Raw genomic sequence first — 21,390 nt, 5'->3', positions numbered from 1 at the left:
CACGCCGCTCGCCACTGCCGCCCGCGCACGCAGCCGCCGCACCAATTCCGCGTCGCGCCGCTACGCGTCCGGCTGCCGCTAGGGCCGGTTCATCCACCCGCCTGAGCTCAAGTCTTCGTTCGCTTTCGTCTCGCGAGCCGCGCACCACCATCTCCTCTCACCGGCTCGCGAGCTTCTTTTTCCCCGCTCGACCGATTCGAATCCGCATCCCCCGCATCGGGCGGCCGTCACGCATCCCTTTCCGCCGTTTCATACGCCGCGCCGGCTTCCTTGCGTCGCCGCACGGCGCACGCGCCGCGACATGCATCGAACGGCGCGGGCGACGAGCGGCGCAGCGCGCAGTGCACGGCGCATTCGGCACCTGCGACACCGACGACACCTACGTTGCGCGTCACGCATGCGCGACTGCGCAATGCGCGCCGCGCCTTTCGCCCGACCTCACTCGACGACCAGGTCGTCGACCACCGCCCGCACGCCGCGCGCCGACCACGCGGCGCCGCGCGCGACTGCGCGCTCCGCATACGAGCCGACCTTGCCCGACAGCGTCACGGTGCCGTCCTTGACCGTCACGTCGATATGCTTCGCCTCGCGCTCCGCATGACGCTGCATCGCGAGCCGGATGCCGCCCGCGATCTCGTCGGCGCTCACGTCGCCGAGAACGTCGATCTCGTTCGTCACGCCGGTCACGCCGCGCATCTGCGAAATCGCACGAATCGCGACATGGCTCTGATACGCCCAGTCGACCTTGCCCGACAACGTCACCCAGCCCGATTCGACCTGCACCTGAACGGCCGCGTCATGCAGCCCGACGGTCCAGTGCAGGATCGAGCGCACGGCGTCGGCGATCTCCTCGTCGGAGCGGACGTCGCCGTGCGGCAGCCGCACCTGCACGTCGACGACCACCGCGCGCACGCCCGCGACCCGGTTCGCCGCCTTCTCGGCCGCGAGCTTTTCCGCGTAGCTGGCCGGATGGCCCGTCAGCGTGACGATGTGCCCGGCGACGTCGACATTGAAGTGCGCGACGTCGATCATCGGGTCGCCCGTCAGTTCCTCCTCGACTTCCTGCTTGATCTGCCTGTCCGTTTTCATCGCTCGCTCCACCTGAAAACACGGCGCGAATCCGCCGCTTCAGAACAGCTTTGCATACGCGCACCACGAGTTTTCTGATGCACGTCAAGTGCGATTCGGCGCTGCGCGGCCGAAGCGCCGGAGGGTCGAAGAACGCGATGCGCGCCGCGCGACGAATCGCCTTGCATGCCGGGGCGCAGGCTGCGCCGGCATTCGTCAGTCGGTTACGTCGAACGCCGCGTTCGATGCGTCGGGCGGCTCCGGCGCGCCGCCGTGCGGGCCGGCATGCGCGCGCCGCCGCAACCTGCCGCGCACCGCCTGGAGAAAATCCGCGCAATGCCGGCGCGCCGCGATATCGCGGAAATTCGACTGTGCAAGATCGCGCCACGGTTACCGCCGCCGCCGCGCATCGAAGCGTGCGGCGCGCGGGCACGACATGCCGGTGCGGATCGCATCGCCGATTGAAGCGCCCGTCGCACACGAAGCGCGGCAAGCGGCGAATGCAATCGATGGGCGCTCAATCGACATGGCGCGCCTTTGCAGCGCGCGATCGGATACGCGCGCCGCATCGCCGCCGCGTCGTCGAGCGACAGTCGCGCGGTGCGGTGCGGTGCGGTGCCGTGCCGAGCGCGAGATCGGCCGCAACGGGCGGCTCGCCAGACCACAGCACACCCTTGAGATTCGGCTGCGTCCGCCGCGCGCGTTGCGACACTGCGCTTTCGGGTCGCGCCGCCCGCACGCGTCGAGCGTCGCGCCCGAACGGCGCATCGTTGACCTCGCCGAGCCGCACGCCCCGCGTCCGCCCCCGCAAACCCGCGCGAATTTGACGCACGTCAACAATCGTGCGCGCGGCCGCGCACCGCTTCCGCAGCACCTGCCTATAGTGGCGCCCTGCATTGGTGCGACTGCGTTGACTTGGCTCAACGCGCGCGGGCATGCGCGGCGCATCCTATTTAAAAGATGCTTCGCATGCCGTTCACGAGGCTCGCACGTAGGTTCGTCCAGCGCCGCTCGACAGAAGACCCGGCGCGCCGACATCGCGCTCCCGCGCCGAGACGAACGCTCGCGTCCCGCCTCCGATCGCAGCCTGCATGCAACCGGCGCGATGCCGGCCCCGATAACCCAGCGACGCACACCATCATGTCACCTCGTTCCCGGTTCACTTGGCGCACGGCCGTCTTCGGCCCCGGCTTGCGGCCCGTCTCGCGGATCGTCGCTGCCGACGCGTCGGCCGGCGCACCCGCCGTCGACGCGCCGCCGACCGACGTCGCCGTGCTCGTCTACCACCGCTTTTCGAACACGTCCGGCGCCGATCCGATGACGGTCGGCACCGAAACGTTCGAAACGCAGCTCGCGTACTTGCGCCGGCTCGGCTACCGGATCGTCCCGCTGCGCGACATCGTCCGCTGGTTGCGCGGCGAGCGCGTCGCGCTGCCGCCGAAGTCGGTCGCGCTGACGATCGACGAAGGGCACGCGTCGATCTTCGAATGGGCGAAAACGATCGCGCTGCACGAGCGGGTGCCGATCACGCTGTTCGTCTATCCGTCGGCGGTCGGCGAAGCGCCCGGCTCGCTCACGTGGCATCAGCTGCGCGTGCTGCACAAGACCGGCTGGTTCGACGTGCAGTCGCACGCGTGGTGGCATCCCGATCTGAACGCGATGCATCGTTCGACCGTCGCATTTTGCGACGCGACGCGCGCGCAGTTCGAACAGGCGCGCGCGCGCATCGAGCGCGAGATCGGCAACACGGTCGATCTGCTCGCCTGGCCGTTCGGCGCGTTCGACGGCGAGCTCGGCGCGCTCGCGCGCGAAGCGGGCTACGTAGCGGGCTTCACGCTCGAGCCGAGCAAGATCCGTCACGACTCGCCGCTGCTTACGCTGCCGCGTTTTCTGATGGTCGAGGAATGCACGCCGCCCGTGCTGCGGCGGCTGCTCGCGAAGAGCGGCGCGCCGCGCGAGGAAGCCGCTCGGAGATGATGCGCGCGGCCCGCCGCCGTCACGGTGCGCGCGAATCGTCCCAGCCGCCGCCGAGCGCCGCGTACAGCGCAACGGTATCTTGCAGCCGCTGCGCGCTCGCCTGCACCCACGCGAGCCGCGCCTGCCGGTATTGCTGATCGGTGGCAAGAACCTGCAAATAGCCGGCCGCGCCCGTCTCGTATTCGATCGTCACGAGCCGCAGCGCCTCGCGCGCCGCGTCCATCGCGCGCGACTGCGCATCGAGTCCCGCCGCATCGTGATCAAGTGCGCGCAACGTGTCGGCGACTTGCGCAAACGCGCTCAGCACCACCTGCCGATAGGCGGCGTTCGATTCGTCGAACGCGTCGATCGCGGCCTTGCGCTGATACCACAGCGCGCCGCCATGAAAGAGCGGCGCGGTGATCGACGCGCCGACGCTCCACGCCTTGCCGCTCGCCGCGAACAGCGACGGCAATTGCGTCGCGTTGAAACCGCCCGAGGCCGACAGCGTGACGCTCGGAAACAGCGCCGCCGTCGCAACGCCGACGTTCGCGCTCGCCGCATGCAGCGCCGCCTCGGCCTGCAGGATGTCGGGGCGGCGGCGCACGAGCCCGGACGGCACCGTCTGCGGCAGCCGCGCCGGCAACGCGATGTCCGCGAGCGACAGCGTCGGCGGCGTGCGCTCGGCCGGAAAGCGGCCCGCGAGCGTCGCGAGCAGATCGTCGGCCTGGCCGATCTTCTGCTCGAGCGCGGGCAGCGACGCGTCGAGCGACGCGCGCGCGGACTCGAGCGCGAGCACGGCCGAGTACGCGCTCGTGCCGGCGCTCACCTGCGCGCGCGTGAGACGGATCTGTTCGTCCGTCAACGCGATCAGCTCGCGCGTGACCGCGACCTCGTCCGCATACGCGGCGCGCGCGATCATCGTGTTGACGACGTTCGCCGCGAGCGTGAGGCGCGCGGCCGCGAGCGCGTGACGCTGCGCGTCGGCCTGCGCGGCGAGCCCCTCGACGTTGCGCCGTTCGCCGCCCCAGATGTCGAGCGCATAGCTGATCGTCGTCGACAGCGTGAACAGGTTGAAGATCGAAGCGGGCAGATTCGTGCCCGTGCGCAACGGCACGTTGCGCTGCCGCGACGCGCCCGCCTGCGCGTCGATCTGCGGATAGAACACGCCCGCGCCCGCCATCAGTTCGTGCTCGCTGCGTCTGAGCGTCGCCTGCGCGCCGTCCAGCGTCGGGCTGCCGGCGAACGCGTCGTCGACGGCCGCGTCGATCTCGCGCGAGCCGAACAGGCGCCACCACGCATCGGGCAACGGCGCGTCGGGCGCGAGCGTCTGCGTCGCGCCGCCCGCGGTGAAGCTCGTGCGCGCGGCGGCGTCCGGCACGTAGGCGTCGACGCGGGGCGGCTCGGGCCGAACGAAGTCGGGCCCGACCGCGCAGCCGGCGACGAGCGCCGCGCCGCCGAGCGCGATCGCCGCGAAGCGCAGCCGGCGGCGCCGTCGCGCACGGTCAATCCGACGCGATGTACACATCGACGATCTGCCCCGGAAACAGCCTCAGATCCTTGTGCGGCACGACGCGGAAGATCACGGGCAGCACGCGCACGTCGACGCGCTCGGTCCGTTGATTGGACAACTGAATCTTCGGCGTCACGTAAGGCTGCACGCGAACGAACTCGAGATCCGCCTCGGTCGGCGTGCCGCGCACCGACATGTGCGCCTTCGGCATCTTGCCGGCCGGCAGGCGGCTGATCAGGATCTCGTCGACATAGCAGCGCACCTGCAGCCGGTTCGCCGACGAGCCGAGCACGATCGCCGGCGCGTTCCCTTGCGTGTACGTGTCGTACATCCCCTGCGGCGACAGGTACGAGCCGAGCGCCGCGTTCATCGCGAGCACGACGCCGTCCGAGGGCGCGCGCAGCGTGTAGTGCGCGAGCAGCGCGCTCGACGCGTCGGCCGCCCGGCGCAGCGCGGCGACCTGCTTCTCCTGGTTGCGCACGTCGTACACCCACGCGCCCGCGCGCGTCAGCCGATACTGGCGCGTGACGACGTCGAGGTTCGCGCGCGCCACCTTCACGGCGTTCAATGCGTTGTCGAGCGCGTCGCGGCTCACTGTCTTCGGATCGATCGCGAACGCGCGCTGCTGCTTGTCGTACTGGTCCTGCGCGGTCTTCAGGCTCGCGGCGGCCGCGTCGACCTGCGCGGCGGCGACGTCGAGCGTCTCGCGGCGCGGCTGCGCCTTCAATTCGTCGAGCAACGCCTGCGCGGCGTCCGCTTGCGCGGCGAGCTGCGCGGCGGTCGCCTTCTGCACCGAATCGTCGAGCGTGAGCAGCGTGTCGCCCGCCTTCACCGCGTCGCCCTCGCGCACGAAGATCCGCGTGACCGCGCCCGTGACGTCCGGATACAGGTTGACGTTCACGCCGGAGCTCTGGTCGCTCTCGACGATGCCCGTCGCATAGACGCCGCGCGGATACGGATTCGAAGCGGGCTTGAACACGGGCGGCTGCGGCGGCTCCTGAATGCTGTAGACCCATGCGGCGGCGACGCTCACGAGAAACCCGACGATCGCGATCAGGAAGATGAGCCGATGCTTCACTGGCCGCCCCCGCTCTCGATCGCGGTGAGCTTGCCGTCCTCCATCCGCAGGATGCGGTCCGCGTAGTCGAAGATGCGGCTGTCGTGCGTGACGATCACGATGCAGCGCTTGTCGTTGAGCACCTTGTGCTTGACGAAATCGATGATCGTGCGGCCGGTGTCGCCGTCGAGCGACGCGGTCGGCTCGTCGAGGATCAGGATGTCGGGCTGGCTCACGATCGCGCGCGCGATCGCGACGCGCTGCTGCTCGCCGCCCGACAGCTTCACGGGCGGCAGCGTCGCGCGGTTGCGCAGGCCGACGACGTCGAGATATTCGTGCGCCGCGTCGATCGCGAGACTCCAGTCGCGGCGCTTGAGGATCAGCGGAATCGCGACGTTCTCGGCCGTCGTCAGGCGCGGAAACAGATGGTAGTCCTGAAACACGAAGCCGATCCGGTTGAGGCGGAAATCGGCGATCGCGTCGTTGCCCTGCGCCCACAGATCGACGCCGTCGACGAACACGTTGCCCTCGTCCGGCCGCAGGATGCCGGACATCACGCTGAGCAGCGTCGTCTTGCCGCTGCCCGACGGCCCGACGATCAGCAGCATCTCGCCGAAATTCGCCTGCACCGACACGTCCGACAGCGCGCGCGTGCGCGCGTCGCCTTCGCCGAACCACTTGGTGAGGCCGCGTGCGTCGATCGCGAGCTCCGCCATGGTCATCCCCTGAAAATGTCGAACGGCTCGATCCGCAGCACGCGGCGCACGCCGAGATAGCTCGACAGCCCGGCGATCACGACGACCATGCCGAACGCGAGCGCGAGATTGCCGTACGTGATGAGCGCCGCGTAGCTCGGCAGGCGCAGCCGCGCGAAGCTGATGAGCGCGGTGCAGAGGCCGACGCCGAGGCCGTAGCCGGTGAGCGCGGTGAACGTCGCCTGGAACAGGATCATCGCGACGAGCTCGTGGTTCTTCGCGCCGATCGCCTTCAACGCGCCGAATTTTTCGAGATTCTCGAGAATGAACGTGTAGAACGTCTGGCCCGAGATCGACAGGCCGACGATGAAGCTGATCACGGTCATCAGCAGGATGTTCGTGCCGACGCCCGTCTCGTACTTGTAGAAGTCCGAGATGTGCTTCATGAATTCTTCTTTCGTGTACGCGCGATAGCCGAGCGCCGAGACCTCGCGCTTGATGTGCGCGATGTTCTGGCTGGACTTCGGCTCGACGAGAATGTACGACGTCGTGAAGCGCGTCGACGGAATGTACTGCGTCGCGCGCGCGTAGGTCGTGTAGAGCGTGGGCGTGCCGAACAGGCCGCTGCTCGCGACCTTCGCGATGCCGACGATCACGCCGCGGTTGTCGTTCAGCTCGAAGGTCGTGCCGAGCGCCGGATTCTTCAGCTTCGGGAACTCGGCGTCGTCGATCGCGATGAAGCCGTTTTCCGCGTAGATGTCCTCGATGCGGCCCGCCTTCATCGTCGGCCTGCCGAGCAGGCTCGCGTCGTCGAGGCCGATCACGGTGACGGCCTGGTAGGTGCCGTCGGCGAGCTTCACGAGCGCGCCGCCGGAATAGATCGGCACCGCGTACTTGACGCCGTCGATGCTGCGCACCGCGTCGAGCACGTAGTCGGGCATCCCGATGCTGCTCGCGATCGTCTGCACGCCCGGGTCCATCACCCACACCTTCGCGCCGACGTTGATGACGGTCGACGACGACTTGTTCAGGATTCCCGCGAACAGCGACGTCATCTCCACCATCAGGAACACGGCGAACGTGATGCCGACGATCAGCGCGCTGAACTTCGCGCTGTCGTTGACGAGCAGCTTGAACGCGAGCCTCAGTATCCCGTTCACGATGCGTCGCGCGCGGCCCCCCGGCGACGTTGGACGGGCACTGCGCGCTGCCGCGCGAACGCCGGCGCGAAGATCGGCCGGCAATACAGATCGACGAAGCCGAGCGCGCCCGCGACGATCGCGAACAGCATGAAATACGGGGCCGAGCCGTCGGCGACGAGCAGCCCGCGCACCGCGGCGATCAGGCCGACTTGCGAGGCGAACACGGCGACGGTCGATGCGATCGCGTTGCGGTCAGAATGCATCATGTCGTTCTCCTTGTTTTCCGGGCGCGCGCGATGCGCTCACACATCCACGTGATGTTCGGCTTCCTCGCCGCGCACGAGCAGCACCGGGCAGTGCGACGCGCGCAGGAAGCGCTCGGCGACGCTGCCGAGCACGACGCGCCGCATGCCGCGGCGGCCATGCGTGCCGAGCACGACGAGATCCGCGCCGTTTTGCTTCGCGCAGCGCTCGAGCGCCTGCGCCACTTCCTCGCCGATGCCGGCGGTTTCGAACAGCTCGGCGTCGCCCTTCACCTGCGCGGCCTCGATCGCCTTCTCCGCTTCGCCGAGCGCCTTGCGGCCGTCGTCGCGGAAGCCTTCGAGGAGCGCGTTCGGATCGAAATGGCCCGCGTAGCTGAACACCACCGACTTGTCGACGACGTACACCGCATGCACGCGCCCGCCCGTCGCCTTCGCGATCTTGATCGCTTCGCCGAGGCCGCGCTTCGAGATGTCGCTGCCGTCGAGCGCCACCATGATCTTCTGGTACATAAAACCTCCTGGTTCAAGTCGATGTCGTTTCGGCGGCCCGGCGGTCCGGGGCTTTCGCATGCTTCGAGAAACCGCCTCGCGCACCGGATTGCTTCATCGTTGCGCGGAACCGTTCGGGATGCCGAAAACATGCGTTCATGATCCGGCGTTCCATGTGCGGAAAGTTGACTTCCGTCAAGCTTCCGCCGCGCGGCGCACGGATTCGCGCATTTCGTCAGGTCAACAGTTCCTCGATGAAGCGCGCATAGTCGCGCCGCGATGCAGCAAGCTCGCGCCGGGTCGCGGGCGCGGCGCGCAGCGCCTGCCGCAGGCACGCCTGCGTGAGCGGCGCGACGAGCAAAAGCGGCGTGCGCGCGGCGATGCCGGCGCGCAGCTCGCCCGCGTCGACGCCCTGCCGCACGAGCCGGCCGACCGCCGTCGCGACCGCGTGCTCGACCTGTTTCTGCCAGCGCTCGACCGCGTGCGGCGCGCGCCTGCTCTCGGCGACGAGCAGGCGCAGCATCGCGATCACCGGCTCGCTCGTCGACCACGTGTAGAGATCGCCGGCGAGCAGATCGACGAGCGCGGCGAGCGCCGCGGGCGCTTCCGATTCGGATGAAGCCGCCCGGGCATTCGCGGTGATCGACGAGCGCGGCGCGCAGCGCGCATCCGATTCGCTCGGCGCATCGTGCGCATCGTGCGCATCGCGCGCATCGACGCCGCTCGGCGCACTCGCCGAATTCCTCGCGCGCGCGGCGCGATCCACATTCGCCCCATTCGCCTTGCGCGCCCCCTTCGGGCGGCGTGCGGCAAGCGCCGCCTTCGACGCGCCCGGCAGCGGCGGCATCAGCGAGCGCTCGAGCAGCGCCTCGAAAATCTCGTCCTTGCTGCCGAAGTGCGTGTAGACGCCGCCCTTCGACATCCCCGCGCGCGCCGCAATGTCGTCGATCCGCGCGCCCACGAAGCCGCTCGCGGAAAACTCGGCGAGCGCCGCATCGAGGATCTGGTGGATGCGGACGTCGGCGGGCAAACGGCAGCGCGCCGACCTGGCCGGTGCCTCGTCTCGCGCCTTCGCCGCCCGCTCGTTGCCGTTCCGGTTTCGCATGGTCCGCCGCCGCTTCGCCGCCCCGCGGGCGGCCGTTCGTTGTGCCGTTTCGTTTCGCGATGCGCGACGCCCGCGCGCGGCGGACGCACCTGCATCGTGCATGGCGACATCTTAAAAACTGACCAGTCGGTATCTCACTGACTCAGATCAAGATAAGACACGGTAATCGTCGGATATAAAGGGACACGAGAGCGGCGCGCGCGGCGCATCGCTTTTCCGCGCCGCGCGACGGTGAGCGTTTTCGGGAGCGCGCGGCGTCCACGAAGAACAGTCGGCTACATCGATCACCGAGGATATGACCATGCGCAACGATGCGCGTCACGACGAACGGCATCAGCGGCGGCGCGGCATCGCGCGCCGCGTGTCGCGGCACGCCGCCACGCTCGCGCTGTGCGCGGCCGTGTCGGGCTGCCTGTCTCTCGCGCCCGACTACGCGCGCAAGCCGCCGCCCGTGCCCACGGCCTACCCCGCCTATCCGGGCGACCCGACGGGCGCCGGCGCGCGCGCGCTCGGCCAGTTCGACTGGCGCGGCTATTTCGTCGATCCCCGGCTGCAGGCGCTCATTGAAACCGCGCTCGAGAACAACCGCGATCTGCGGATCGCGACGCGGCGCGTCGACGAGGCGCGCGCGATGTACGGAATCCGCCGCGCGGACCAGTTCCCGACGATCACGGCGAACGCCGCCTACATTCGCTTTCGCGAGCCGGGCGGCCTGCTGCTGCCGAGCCCGATCGTCGGCGAGCTGTATTCGGCGTCGCTCGGCGAAGTGCAGTGGGAAATCGACTTCTGGGGCCGCGTGCGCAACCTGAAGGCCGCCGCGCTCGACGCGTTCCTCGCGAGCGACGCGTCGCGCCGCGCGGTGACGATCAGCCTGGTCGGCCAGGTGGCCGACGCGTATCTGTCGCTGTGCGCCTACGACGAGCGCCTCGCGCTGACGAACGAGACGATCGAGAGCCGCCGCGAATCGTTGCGCATCTTCCGGCGGCGCTACGAGGAAGGGGCGATCTCGAAGCTCGATCTCACGCAATCGGAGATCCTGCTGCAGCAGGCGCAGACGCTCGGCTCGCAGCTCCAGCAGGCGCGCGACGTGCAGCAGCACGCGCTCGATCTGCTCGTCGGCGCGAGCGCGCCGGCGCAAACGCCCGCGTCGCTCGACGATGCGAGCGTCGCGCCGAACCTCGCGCCCGGCCTGCCGTCCGAGCTGCTCGCGAACCGCCCCGACGTCGTCGCGGCCGAGTATCAGCTGCGCGCCGCGCACGCGAACATCGGCGCGGCGCGCGCGGCGTTCTTCCCGCGCATCGCGCTGACGAGCTCGATCGGCACCGGTAGCACGGAGCTGCACAACCTGTTCGCGTCCGGCACGACCGCGTGGAATTTCATTCCGAACCTGTCGATGCCGATCTTCGACGCCGGCCGCAACATCGGCAACCTGAAGCTCGCCAACGCGCGCCGCGACGAAGCGCTCGCGCAGTACGAGAAGACAGTCCAGACGGCGTTTCGCGACGTCGCCGACGCGCTCGCCGCGCGCCACTGGCTAGCCGATCAGGTGCGCATCGCGCAGGACACGCTCGCGACGCAATCCGAGCGCGCGCGGCTCGCGAAGCTGCGCTACGACAGCGGCGCCGCGCGCTTTCTCGAAGTGCTCGACGCGCAGCGCGACTTGCTGAGCGCGCAGCAGCAGCTCGTGCAGACGCGCCGCGCGCTGCTGTCGAGCCGCGTCGCGCTGTACGCGGCGCTCGGCGGCAACCTGTCCGAGCCCGCGCGCGACGCGGCCGCGCCCTCTTCCACCGAACCCCAAGCGAAATAAGGTCCGTTGTCATGATCCAAGTCACCAGGAAGCAGATCGCCGCCGCGGCCGCCGCCGTCGTGCTCGCGCTCGGCGGTTACTACGGCTGGACGCTGTTGCGCCATCAGGGCCCCGGCGACGCCTTCGCGAACGGCAACGGCCGCATCGAGGCCACCGAAATCGACGTCGCGACGAAGCTGCCCGGCCGCATCGACGAAATCCTCGTCGACGAAGGCGATTTCGTGAAGGCCGGCCAACCGCTCGCGAGCATGCAGATCCAGGTGCTGCGCGCGCAGTACGACGAAGCGACCGCGCAGCGGCAGCGCGCGCTGAACACGGCGGCGGGCGTCGAATCGCAGGTTGCGCAGAGGAAGAGCGACAAGGCGGCCGCGCAGGCGATGGTCGTGCTGCGCGACAGCGAGCTCGACGCCGCGAAGCGCCGGCTCGCGCGTTCGGAGACGCTGTCGCGCGAGGGCGCATCGTCGATGCAGGAGCTCGACGACGATCGCGCCCGCGCCCGCAGCGCACAGGCGGCCGTGTCCGCGGCTGCCGCGCAGGTGGCCGCCGCGCAGGCCGCGATCGAGGCGACCGAGGCGCAGCTCGTCGCCGCGCATTCGGCGGTGACGGCGGCCGACGCGACCGTCGCGCGCGTGCAGGCCGACATCGACGACAGCAAGCTCGAGTCGCCGCGCGACGGCCGCGTCCAGTACCGCGTCGCGCAGCCCGGCGAAGTGCTGCCCGCGGGCGGCAAGGTGCTCAATCTCGTCGATCTGTCGGACGTCTACATGACGTTCTTCCTGCCGGAGACGGTCGTCGGCAAAGTCGCGCTCGGCGCCGACGCGCGGATCATCCTCGACGCCGCGCCGAACTACGTGATTCCCGCGACCGTGTCGTTCGTGTCGAGCACCGCGCAGTTCACGCCGAAGACCGTCGAGACCGCGAACGAGCGGCAGAAGCTGATGTTCCGCGTGAAGGCCCGGATCGATCGCGAGCTGCTGCAAAAGCACCTGAAGCTCGTGAAGACGGGGCTGCCCGGCGTCGCGTGGGTGCGCGTCGACCAGAGCAAGCCGTGGCCCGCGCAACTGATGGTCAAGGTCCCGCGGTGAGCGCGCCGAGCGTCGTTCGCTTTTCCGACGTCACCCTGCGCTACGGCAAGACCGTCGCGCTCGACGGGATCACGCTCGACGTGCCCGCCGGCCTCACGATCGGCCTGATCGGGCCGGACGGCGTCGGCAAGTCGAGCCTCCTCGCGCTCGCGTCCGGCGCGCGCGCGCTGCAAACGGGCGGCGTCCACGCGCTCGACGGCGACATGCGCTCGCGCCGCCATCGCGAACGCGTGTGCCGGCGCATCGCGTACATGCCGCAGGGGCTCGGCAAGAACCTGTATCCGACGCTCTCGGTCGAGGAAAACCTGCAATTCTTCGCGCGCCTGTTCGGCCACGATGCCGGCGAGCGCCGCCGCCGGATCGATTCGCTCACGCGGAGCACGGGCCTCTTTCCGTTCCTGTCGCGGCCGGCGGGCAAGCTCTCGGGCGGGATGAAGCAGAAGCTCGGCCTCTGCTGCGCGCTGATCCACGATCCGGATCTGCTGATCCTCGACGAGCCGACGACGGGCGTCGATCCGCTCGCGCGCGCGCAGTTCTGGGATCTGATCGCGCGGATTCGCGCGGAGCGGCCGACGATGAGCGTGATCGTCGCGACCGCGTACATGGACGAAGCGCAGCGCTTCGACTGGCTGATCGCGATGGACGCGGGCCGCGTGCTCGCGACGGGCGCGCCCGCCGAGCTGCTCGCGCGCACGAACTGCGACACGCTCGAAGCGGCGTTCATCGCGCTGCTGCCCGAGGACAAGCGGCGCGACCACAAGCCCGTGAAGATCGAGCCGCTGCGCGCCGACGCGCAGGCGGGCGCCGCGATCGAGGCGCGCGGCCTGACGATGCGCTTCGGCGATTTCACCGCGGTCGATCACGTGAGCTTCCGGATTCGCCGCGGCGAAATTTTCGGCTTCCTCGGCTCGAACGGCTGCGGCAAGTCGACGACGATGAAGATGCTCACGGGCCTGTTGCCCGCGACCGAAGGCACCGCGCAGCTGTTCGGCAAGGAAGTCGATCCGAAGGACATCAACACGCGCCGGCGCGTCGGCTACATGTCGCAGGCGTTCTCGCTCTACAGCGAGCTGACCGTGCGGCAGAACCTCGTGCTGCACGCGCGCCTGTTCGGCGTGCCGGCCGCCGGCATCGACGCGCGCATCGACGAAATGGCGTGCCGCTTCGGCCTCACCGACATCTACGACACGCTGCCCGACAGCCTGCCGCTCGGGATGCGGCAGCGGCTGTCGCTCGCGGTCGCGATGGTGCACAAGCCCGAGCTGCTGATCCTCGACGAGCCGACCTCGGGCGTCGATCCCGTCGCGCGCGACGGCTTCTGGCAACTGATGATCGACCTCGCGCGCCGCGACCTGGTGACGATCTTCATCTCGACGCACTTCATGAACGAAGCGCAGCGCTGCGACCGGATCTCGCTGATGCACGCGGGCCGCGTGCTCGCGAGCGATTCGCCGGCCGAGCTCGTGCGCGCGCGCGGCGCGGCGACGCTCGAGGACGCGTTCATCGGGTATCTCGTCGACGCATCGGCGGGCGAAGCGGACGGCGCCGACGCCCACGCCGAAGCGGCAGCCGCAACGGGTGCCCGGACCAACGCCGAAGCCAAAGGCATCGTAAAAGCAGACCCCGAAGCCGAAAACCTTCCCAAACGCGCAAGCGGCCGCGAACACGCAGCGGCCATCGAAGCCGGAGCGAACACCGAAGTCGACGTCGGAACCGGCGCGCGCGCCGAAGCCGCGACGGACATCGGCAACGACGCTCACGCCCGCCGTGCCGCCGCCGATACCGCCGATACCGCCGCGCACGCCGCCGCCGACATCGCGGCTCGCGACCGCGACGAGACCGCGATCCGAACCGAGACCGAAGCGCGGGCCGCCTCACCCGCCGCTTTGCCCGCCGCCTTGCCCGCCGCCTTGCCCGCCGCCTTGCCCGCCGCCTTGCCCGCCGAATCGCCCGCCGAATCGCCCGCCGCCTCGCCCACCGAATCGCCCGCCGAATCGACCCCGCCCGCCCGATCCAATCCGTCCGCTCGATCCGCCCCGCTCGTGGCCGCGCCGCGCTCCGCTACGCTCGCCTCCGAGCCGCCGCACCGCGCATTCAGCGCGCAGCGCGCGCTCAGCTACATGTGGCGCGAGATGCTCGAGCTGCGCCGCGATCCGGTCCGCGCGACGCTCGCGCTGATCGGCTCGCTCGTGCTGATGTGCGTGATCGGCATCGGCATCAGCCTCGACGTCGAGGATCTGACCTACGCGGTGCTCGACCGCGACCAGACCGAGCTGAGCCACGACTACGCGCTGAACCTGTCCGGTTCGCGCTATTTCGTCGAGCGGCCGCCGATCGCCGACTACGCGGAGCTCGATCGCCGGATGCGCACCGGCGAAGTGTCGCTCGCGATCGAGATTCCGCCGAACTTCGCGCGCGACGTCGAACGCGGCGCGCCCGTGCAGATCGGCATGTGGATCGACGGCGCGATGCCGCAGCGCGCGGAGACGATCCGCGGCTACGCAATCGGCATGCACACGATGTGGCTGTCGGACAAGGCGCAGCACCGCCTCGGCGTGACGCTCGCGCCGCGCGCGGAGATCGTCACGCGCTACCGCTACAACCCGGACGTGAAGAGCCTGCCCGCGATGATCCCCGCCGTGATGCCGCTCCTGCTGCTGATGCTGCCCGCGATGCTGACGGCGCTCGCCGTGGTCCGCGAGCGCGAGCTCGGCTCGATCCTGAACCTGTACGTGACGCCCGTCACGCGCACCGAGTTCCTGATCGGCAAGCAGGTGCCGTACGTCGTGCTCGCGATGCTGAACTTCCTGCTGATGACGGTGCTCGCGCGGCTCGCGTTCGACGTGCCGGTCAAGGGCAGCTTCATGACGCTGCTGCTCGCGGTGCTGATCTTCAACGTCGTCGCCACAGGCATCGGGCTGCTCGCGTCGACGTTCACGCGCAGCCAGGTCGCGGCGATCGTGATGACGATCATCGGCACGATGATCCCGACCGTGCAGTTCGCGGGGCTGCTCACGCCGCTGTCGTCGCTCGAAGGCACCGGGCGCTTCATCGGCCTCGTCTATCCGGCCACCTACATGCTGTCGATCAGCCGCGGCGTGTTCAACAAGGCGCTGTCGCTGTCCGATCTCTATTCGCAGTTCTGGCCGCTCGCCGCGTCGGTGCCGGTGATCCTCGGCGCGACCATACTGCTCTTGAAAAAACAGGAACGCTGATCATGCGGCGCCTCGCGATCGTCTATCGTCTCGGCATCAAGGAACTGTGGAGCCTCGTGCGCGACCCGATCCTGCTCGTGCTGATCGCCTACACGTTCACCGCATCGATCTACTCGGCCGCGACCGCGCGCCCCGACACGCTGCACATGGCGCCGATCGCGATCATCGACGAGGACGCGTCGCCGCTGTCCGCGCGGATCGCATCGGCGCTCTTCCCGCCGCAGTTCGCGCTGCCGAGGATGGTGACGCTCGCTGAAGCCGACCGCGGGATGGACGCGGGCGACTTCACGTTCGCGCTCGACATCCCGCCGAACTTCCAGCGCGACGTGCTCGCGGGCCGGCCCGCGCAGATCCAGCTGAACGTCGACGCGACGCGGATGAGCCAGGCGTTCACGGGCAACGGCTACGTGCAGCAGATCGTGAGCGGCGAGATCGACGATTTCGCGCGCCGCTACCGGAGCAGCGCGGCGCCGCCCGTCGACATCGCGATGCACATGCGCTTCAATCCGAACCTCGATCAGACATGGTTCGGCTCGCTGATGGAAGTGATCAACAACGTGACGCTGCTGTCGATGGTGCTCACGGGCGCCGCGTTGATCCGCGAGCGCGAGCACGGGACGATCGAGCACCTGCTCGTGATGCCGGTGACGCCGGGCGAGATCATGATGGCGAAGGTGTGGTCGATGGGGCTCGTCGTCGCGTGCGCGGCGGTGTTTTCGCTGACGTTCGTCGTGCGCGGCGCGCTGCATGTGCCGATCGAGGGTTCGGTCGCGCTGTTCGTCGTCGGGATGGCGATTCACCTGTTCGCGACGACGTCGATGGGCATTTTTCTCGCGACGCTCGTGCGCAGCATGCCGCAGTTCGGCATGCTGCTCGTGCTGGTGCTGCTGCCGCTGCAATTGCTGTCGGGCAGCCTGACGCCGCGCGAGAGCATGCCGTTCGCGGTGCAGAACATCATGCTCGCCGCGCCGACGACGCACTTCGTCGAGATCGGGCAAGCGATTCTCTATCGCGGCGCGGGAATCGAGACGGTTTGGCGGCCGTTTCTGATTCTGGCGGTGATCGGAACGGTGTTGTTTTTGCTGTCGTTGAAGCGGTTCAGGAAGACGATCGGGCAGATGGCTTAGGCGGGCCGGCGAACGGTCGCGGGCACGCTTCACCGCGTCAGCCCCGTTGCCCAAATCGCCCTGTTGACAAGCAGGCGCCAAACGGGCGTCCGTCAGGTCGTGCAGTCACATGATCCTCACGCGAGCGAAGTAACGACCATCCGAACGTGTCGGGGGTGACGTCGATGTCGCACGTCCGATAGCGAGAACGCATGTCGCCGAATCTCGAAGACTCGGGGCCACGGCAGCGCCGGTGTGCGTCGCCGGCGGCATCAGCGGACAAACTCCCCCGCGAAAACTAGCAGCGTTGATCGGCGAACGCGCGGTCGACCGCAACCGCGAGCATCATGGCGGCGGCATTGGCCGGAGGCGGCTTGACCTTTGCGGGGCGAAAGATCGCATCGCCCGCGGCGACCGGCTGTCCGCTCAGCGCGCATATCCCAGATTGTTTGGCGGTGACAAGGCGCCAAACCTGCTCGCCGTACTTGCAATCTTGCGGATCGCTCCACGAGACCGTGGCGGCTCGCGGGCTGATTCGATCGAGCAGAGCGATCACAACGGCGCCGCGACCAGTCGACAGGCGGTGCTCGCCATGGGAACCGACCAGGTGCCTGACGCGAGCCGTCAGTTGGTCCGCGTGCCCGGCGTCAAGCAGGCTGACAGCGCGCTGCCATGCGGTGTCGTCCGTCACGTACTGCTCCATGCCAGTGCTCCTGTCAAAAGCGGGGCGGCCTTCAGCTCAGCCGTATCTTCGGCTGCACGAGGCCGTTGATCCGCTCCGCCGCCCATAGCAATGTGGATTTGCCGAAGCCGTGCAACGCCTGCTGATGTTGGCGATAAAGCATGGCGTGACTCAGTTGCGCGAATCGGCCCTTGATGAACCCGCCACGGAAGAAACCGAACTGCCCGAGCGTCCCGAAAGCGTTGTAGTCGCTCAGCGACACGAGCGCGCCGAAGTCGCGAAACGCAAAGTCGGGCAGCGAGCCGGAGCCTAGCCATCCCGGTATGTGCTTCGCGAGAAACTGTGCCTGTTGCGTGGCGACCTGCGCGGTTGGCGCGAGAGGCCGCTCATTGCCCGCGAGCGTCAAAGTGGAGCAATCGCCGAGAACGAATATTTTGTCGTCGTCCAGCGCCTGTAGCGTCGGCCTGACGCTGATCTGGTTGGACCGATTCGCCGTGATTCCATCCAGCTTGCCCAGAAAATCAGGCGCCTTGACGCCCGCCGCCCAAACCATCAAATCGGCCGGCTGCCTGCTACCGTCGCCAAGCCGGAATCCATCCGGCTCGGCTGCGGTCACGCGCGTGCCCGTTCGTACCGTGAAGCCGATATGTCGCAGCTGCGCCTCGCTGGATTCCGATACCGCCGCTGGAAATGCCGCCAGTATGCGCGGCGCGCTTTCATAAAGCGTGAGGTTCAGGCGTGCGCGGATGCCCGGGTCGCCATAACTCGCGGCCACTTCGAGCAAGCGGCTCAGTTCCGCCGCCAACTCGACTCCGGTCGCCCCGGCGCCGACAATCGATACGCGCAACGAGCCATTCGTCACGACGCTCTGGAATACGCGAATGCGCAATGCTTCGTTGAAGATTTCAGCCTGCGCCTGACTGTCGATGAAATGGCAATGCTCGAGTACGCCCGGGGTGCCGAAATCGTTGGCACGGCTGCCCAGCGCGAGAATCAGCACGTCGTATTCGACCGTGCGCGGGCCGACGACGACTTCGCCGGATGGCGCTCTGAGTTCGGCCAGCTTCACGACGCGCGCATTGCGGTCCAGACCGTCCATTTCGCCGGGCTGGTAGTCGAACCCGTGATCGCGGGCGTGGGCGAGATAGATGACCTGCTGTTGCTGGACGTCGCGCGTGCCGGCCGCGATGGTGTGCAGCATGGGCTTCCAGATGTGCGTGGCGCTTTTGTCGATGAGCGTGACGCGAGCGCGGCCGCTGCGGCCGAGCGTGTCGCCCAGCCGGGTCGCAAGCAGGAGCCCGGCGATGCCCCCGCCGACGATGACGATTCGGGTGGCTTGACTCATGGTCACATATTCTACGAGTGATGAATTAACGCGATACTACGGGCTCGAGGGGCTCGTGTCAAACATGGCGCCGCGCTCACGCGCGGGAGCACACCGGTTAAACTTTCGAACTTTCCCTGAACACGATCCACCGCCGCTGATGAAACGTTCGAACGACACCGCCGCGCCCGGCACGACGATTTCCACGCCGCGCCGCACGCGCGGTCGTCCGGCCTGCAGCGACGCGGGCGGTGCCGAGGCACTGCTTCGCAGTGCGCGCGCGGCGTTCGCGAAGAGCGGCTACGAGGCGACCAGCGTGCGCGAAATTGCCCGGCTGTCGCGCGTGGACCCCGCGCTCGTCGCGCATCATTTCGGATCGAAGGAAGCATTGTGGGTCGCCGTCGTGGGCCAGATCGCCGACGAAGCCGCGCCGATGATCGCCAGCACCGCCGCGTTGCGCGCGACGCCCGGGCTAGGGCCGCGAGAGCGCGTCGAGGCGGCGGTGTCGCTCCTGATTGATCAGGTGTTTCTCACGCCGGACGTGGGCATGTTTTTTTCGACTGCCGCAACTGAAACGGGAGAGCGCCTCGATGTCCTGATTGAGCGCTTGGTGCGGCCATTTCATGACGTGTTCGTGCCGCTGCTCGTCGATGCGATCGATGCTGGCCAGGTACCGCGGCAGGACCCCGAGATCATGTTCCTGCTGCTCGCCAACGGCATCAGCAAAACCGTCGCGTACAGCCATGCGCTGAGCCCGTTTTCGGCGTTGCCGCGGCGCCCCAAGGAATTCAAGCGCGCCGTCCTGACGTCGGCTTTAGCCGCGCTCGGCTGAACTGCCCGGCCGCGGCCGAGCACCGACGGGCACCATTTGATCGGCAGCCCGCCCGTCTCCTGCATTCGGCGTCAATGGAACGTTCGTTTATCGCGTGAGCGCACGACGGTGGGGATAGGGAAGAGAGACCATCCGAGCCCCGCCCGGCCTTTCCCCGATAACGAGCAGACAACGCTTGTCAAACAACGACTTCCGTGGAGTGAGCCTTCATCGATGCCGCCTTCCGCAAACGGCGCGAGCAGCGCCGAATCATGCCCATTGGGGCCGCGATAAACATGCGGTGGAGCGGCCCTTCGGATATTGCCCTCGGGCGACCGAGTCCGGCCGACAGGCGGGCATCCATTTCCCTACGCATCCGAGAAGCGCGTCGAACGCTTGAGCCAAGACAGCGCCTGCCCAATGGCCCGGCTTGCCTCGGCATGGCTCGGCGCATCCAACGGCCGCCCGGCGCGACGCTTGCCGAAGCCCGCGTATCACCTAGACTTCGTCATATAGGCCTCGAACAACGAGCCTATCTCGCACGCGGCTTGCCGGGCAACACGCCATCGAAGTCATGGGGTCCGACGCGGATGCCCGGGCGTCCCCTGACAGAGGTCATCATGAGACGAATCTATTTCCTGCTGCCCGACGCGGACACGGCACGGGTGATCGTCGACGAACTATTGGTCAAGCGCATCGAATGGCGGCACATCCATGTCGTCGCGAATGATCAGGTTCCGCTGGAGAATCTGCCCGAAGCGTCGATCGCGCAAAGCAGCGATCTGCTGCCCGCGCTCGCTCGTGGAACCGCTGCCGGCGGCGTCACGGGCGCGCTCGCCGGATTGGCCGCGATCGCGTTTCCGCCCGCCGGCCTCACGATCGCGGGCGGCGCCGTGGTCGCGTTCGCGATCGCCGGGGCGGGATTCGGCGCGTGGGTCGGCACGATGATCGGCGTGAGCGTGCCGAACACCCGGCTCAGACACTTCGAGGACGCCGTCGAGAAAGGCGAATTGCTGATGATGATCGACGTGCACCGCGATCGCGTCGAGGAGATCGAGGCGTTGATCAAGCAGCATCATCCGGACGCCCATTTGGAAGGGACCGATCCGACTATTCCGGCGTTTCCGTGACACGACGCATGACGCTTCGGCGACGAGCCGATAATCGCGCCGGAGCAAGCGGCGCGTGTCGGCGACAGCCGCGCCGCGGCTCGTGAGCAACGGGCGGGCGCGCGTCGCCTTTCATCGCGATCGGTACTGAATAGAACGGCCTAGCGAGAATCCGCCTGAGATGCGAAGCGCGAGAAATTCAATCGCAGAAATCGCACGACGACATACCATGCTCCCGTGAAAATCGGGGCGTCGGGTCGCGCCTCGTCAATGACGGCGCAATCGCCGTCCGCAGCCGGAAGGATGCGGTATTGCACGCCGCTTTGCGAGAAGGTCTTCGGCATGCCCTCCCATGCCCGACGAATGCCGCGCATCAGTTCCTCGAAATCCGACGGCGCGACTTCGTCCGCCGAAACTGTGGTCCACGCTTCCTCATACTGAACATGGTCCGTGTTCCGGGCATCCGGGACGACGTCGATCTCCCACCCCATCGATTTTGTGAAAGAAAGCGCGTCGCGCAATCGTTTCTCGAACGCCGCGTGACTTACCCCGTAAAACGCCAGCGTGCGCTGGTCGACATGGATTTTTATTTGGCTCATGTTTTTCTAATTGAACGTCAGCAATATCGGCGAGCAGCGCCGATTCGTCACACCCTCGTACATGACTCGAACGCCTGCCGCGCGAGCGGCCGTCGTCGCCCCGGATTGGCAAGCGGCGCATGACGCGACGCGCATCTCGATGCGCGGCCGTCACCCGATCATTCTATTTCCTTTTCTGTCGCGATTCCTGCACGATCGAATGCCCGCCAAACGCGTGCGGCCTCGATTCCCATCCTGTCTTCTCGTCCCGATGCGGCACGTGCGCGAGAAACGCCCCGGCTCGCGTCACAACCACGGCAAGACGAAACGTAAGCTCCGTGGCGATGCGCGATCCGCTCGGCGCAAGCGGCCCCGCCGCCCGCGC

20 protein-coding genes are annotated in these 21,390 nt (G+C 68.2%); 8 read left to right on the top strand and 12 right to left on the bottom strand.

What is annotated here, in order from left to right; genetic code table 11:
• Window positions 1-438 precede the first annotated feature (438 nt).
• The gene (locus WS78_RS32680; RefSeq protein WP_038749387.1) at window positions 439-1,089 is read right to left on the bottom strand and encodes a BON domain-containing protein; all 651 of its coding nucleotides are present in this window, start codon (window positions 1,087-1,089) and stop codon (window positions 439-441) included.
• Between the two features lie 165 nt (window positions 1,090-1,254).
• On the opposite strand from WS78_RS32680, the gene WS78_RS38435 reads away from it, so the two are divergent.
• Window positions 1,255-1,533, top strand: coding sequence for a hypothetical protein (locus WS78_RS38435; protein ID WP_059579330.1), 279 nt, complete (start codon window positions 1,255-1,257; stop codon window positions 1,531-1,533).
• 52 nt (window positions 1,534-1,585) lie between these two features.
• On the opposite strand, the gene WS78_RS32670 is transcribed toward WS78_RS38435, so the two are convergent.
• Window positions 1,586-1,900, bottom strand: a complete 315-nt coding sequence (locus WS78_RS32670) for a hypothetical protein (protein WP_156437573.1) — start codon at window positions 1,898-1,900, stop codon at window positions 1,586-1,588.
• A 308-nt stretch (window positions 1,901-2,208) separates the two neighbouring features.
• On the opposite strand from WS78_RS32670, the gene WS78_RS32660 reads away from it, so the two are divergent.
• The gene (locus WS78_RS32660) at window positions 2,209-3,045 is read left to right on the top strand and encodes a polysaccharide deacetylase family protein (protein WP_059579337.1); all 837 of its coding nucleotides are present in this window, start codon (window positions 2,209-2,211) and stop codon (window positions 3,043-3,045) included.
• A 19-nt stretch (window positions 3,046-3,064) separates the two neighbouring features.
• Here the strand turns inward: WS78_RS32660 and WS78_RS32655 are convergent, their stop codons facing one another.
• The 7 genes from WS78_RS32655 to WS78_RS32620 all read right to left on the bottom strand — a co-directional run bounded on the left by WS78_RS32655 (window position 3,065) and on the right by WS78_RS32620 (window position 9,288).
• Window positions 3,065-4,552, bottom strand: coding sequence for an efflux transporter outer membrane subunit (locus tag WS78_RS32655; protein WP_059579342.1), 1,488 nt, complete (start codon window positions 4,550-4,552; stop codon window positions 3,065-3,067).
• On the bottom strand, window positions 4,530-5,615 hold the full coding sequence (locus WS78_RS32650; RefSeq protein WP_038749376.1) for an HlyD family secretion protein: 1,086 nt from the start codon (window positions 5,613-5,615) through the stop codon (window positions 4,530-4,532). Before WS78_RS32650 ends, WS78_RS32655 begins: the two co-directional genes overlap by 23 nt.
• Window positions 5,612-6,316 carry an ABC transporter ATP-binding protein gene (locus WS78_RS32645; protein WP_059579345.1) on the bottom strand — a complete coding sequence of 235 codons (705 nt, stop codon included), beginning with the start codon at window positions 6,314-6,316 and terminating at the stop codon, window positions 5,612-5,614. The genes WS78_RS32650 and WS78_RS32645 overlap by 4 nt, the downstream gene beginning before the upstream one ends.
• Window positions 6,313-7,449 carry an ABC transporter permease gene (locus tag WS78_RS32640; protein ID WP_038749370.1) on the bottom strand — a complete coding sequence of 379 codons (1,137 nt, stop codon included), beginning with the start codon at window positions 7,447-7,449 and terminating at the stop codon, window positions 6,313-6,315. Before WS78_RS32640 ends, WS78_RS32645 begins: the two co-directional genes overlap by 4 nt.
• Entirely contained in the window at window positions 7,446-7,697 is a 252-nt protein-coding gene (locus tag WS78_RS32635) for a hypothetical protein (protein ID WP_059579348.1), read from the bottom strand. The genes WS78_RS32640 and WS78_RS32635 overlap by 4 nt, the downstream gene beginning before the upstream one ends.
• Before the next feature lie 36 nt (window positions 7,698-7,733).
• On the bottom strand, window positions 7,734-8,204 hold the full coding sequence (locus WS78_RS32630; RefSeq protein WP_038749365.1) for a universal stress protein: 471 nt from the start codon (window positions 8,202-8,204) through the stop codon (window positions 7,734-7,736).
• Window positions 8,205-8,418: 214 nt separating this feature from the next.
• Complete coding sequence (locus WS78_RS32620) at window positions 8,419-9,288, bottom strand: TetR/AcrR family transcriptional regulator (RefSeq protein ID WP_059579352.1); 870 nt, start codon at window positions 9,286-9,288, stop codon at window positions 8,419-8,421.
• Between the two features lie 295 nt (window positions 9,289-9,583).
• Here WS78_RS32620 and WS78_RS32615 point away from each other — a divergent pair, with 295 nt between their 5' ends.
• Genes WS78_RS32615 through WS78_RS32600 form a run of 4 tightly spaced genes read left to right on the top strand, consistent with a single transcriptional unit; the run spans window position 9,584 to window position 16,522 of the window.
• A complete protein-coding gene (locus WS78_RS32615; RefSeq protein ID WP_059579355.1) occupies window positions 9,584-11,095 on the top strand; it encodes an efflux transporter outer membrane subunit in 1,512 nt (503 codons plus the stop codon).
• A gap of 11 nt (window positions 11,096-11,106) precedes the next feature.
• The gene (locus tag WS78_RS32610; protein WP_059579359.1) at window positions 11,107-12,180 is read left to right on the top strand and encodes an HlyD family secretion protein; all 1,074 of its coding nucleotides are present in this window, start codon (window positions 11,107-11,109) and stop codon (window positions 12,178-12,180) included.
• On the top strand, window positions 12,177-15,395 hold the full coding sequence (locus WS78_RS32605) for an ABC transporter ATP-binding protein/permease (protein ID WP_059579362.1): 3,219 nt from the start codon (window positions 12,177-12,179) through the stop codon (window positions 15,393-15,395). Before WS78_RS32610 ends, WS78_RS32605 begins: the two co-directional genes overlap by 4 nt.
• Window positions 15,396-15,397: 2 nt before the next feature.
• Window positions 15,398-16,522 carry an ABC transporter permease gene (locus tag WS78_RS32600; protein ID WP_059579365.1) on the top strand — a complete coding sequence of 375 codons (1,125 nt, stop codon included), beginning with the start codon at window positions 15,398-15,400 and terminating at the stop codon, window positions 16,520-16,522.
• Between the two features lie 277 nt (window positions 16,523-16,799).
• Here the strand turns inward: WS78_RS32600 and WS78_RS32595 are convergent, their stop codons facing one another.
• A complete protein-coding gene (locus tag WS78_RS32595; protein WP_226377272.1) occupies window positions 16,800-17,204 on the bottom strand; it encodes a DUF3331 domain-containing protein in 405 nt (134 codons plus the stop codon).
• Window positions 17,205-17,235: 31 nt separating this feature from the next.
• On the bottom strand, window positions 17,236-18,528 hold the full coding sequence (locus WS78_RS32590; RefSeq protein WP_059579368.1) for an NAD(P)/FAD-dependent oxidoreductase: 1,293 nt from the start codon (window positions 18,526-18,528) through the stop codon (window positions 17,236-17,238).
• 139 nt (window positions 18,529-18,667) lie between these two features.
• On the opposite strand from WS78_RS32590, the gene WS78_RS32585 reads away from it, so the two are divergent.
• Both WS78_RS32585 and WS78_RS32580 read left to right on the top strand, forming a co-directional pair.
• Window positions 18,668-19,339, top strand: coding sequence for a TetR/AcrR family transcriptional regulator (locus WS78_RS32585; RefSeq protein WP_059579372.1), 672 nt, complete (start codon window positions 18,668-18,670; stop codon window positions 19,337-19,339).
• A 599-nt stretch (window positions 19,340-19,938) separates the two neighbouring features.
• Window positions 19,939-20,448: a hypothetical protein gene (locus tag WS78_RS32580; RefSeq protein WP_038749349.1), complete on the top strand. Its 510-nt coding sequence runs from the start codon at window positions 19,939-19,941 to the stop codon at window positions 20,446-20,448.
• 140 nt (window positions 20,449-20,588) lie between these two features.
• Here WS78_RS32580 and WS78_RS32575 read toward each other — a convergent pair whose 3' ends face one another.
• Complete coding sequence (locus WS78_RS32575) at window positions 20,589-21,026, bottom strand: hypothetical protein (protein ID WP_038749346.1); 438 nt, start codon at window positions 21,024-21,026, stop codon at window positions 20,589-20,591.
• Between the last annotated feature and the right edge of the window lie 364 nt (window positions 21,027-21,390).

Origin of the sequence: Burkholderia savannae (assembly GCF_001524445.2) — a bacterium.
In the GTDB taxonomy this organism is placed as follows: Bacteria; Pseudomonadota; Gammaproteobacteria; order Burkholderiales; family Burkholderiaceae; genus Burkholderia; species Burkholderia savannae.
Note: the sequence above shows the minus strand (reverse complement) of the source record. Positions and strands in the feature narration are given on the sequence as shown.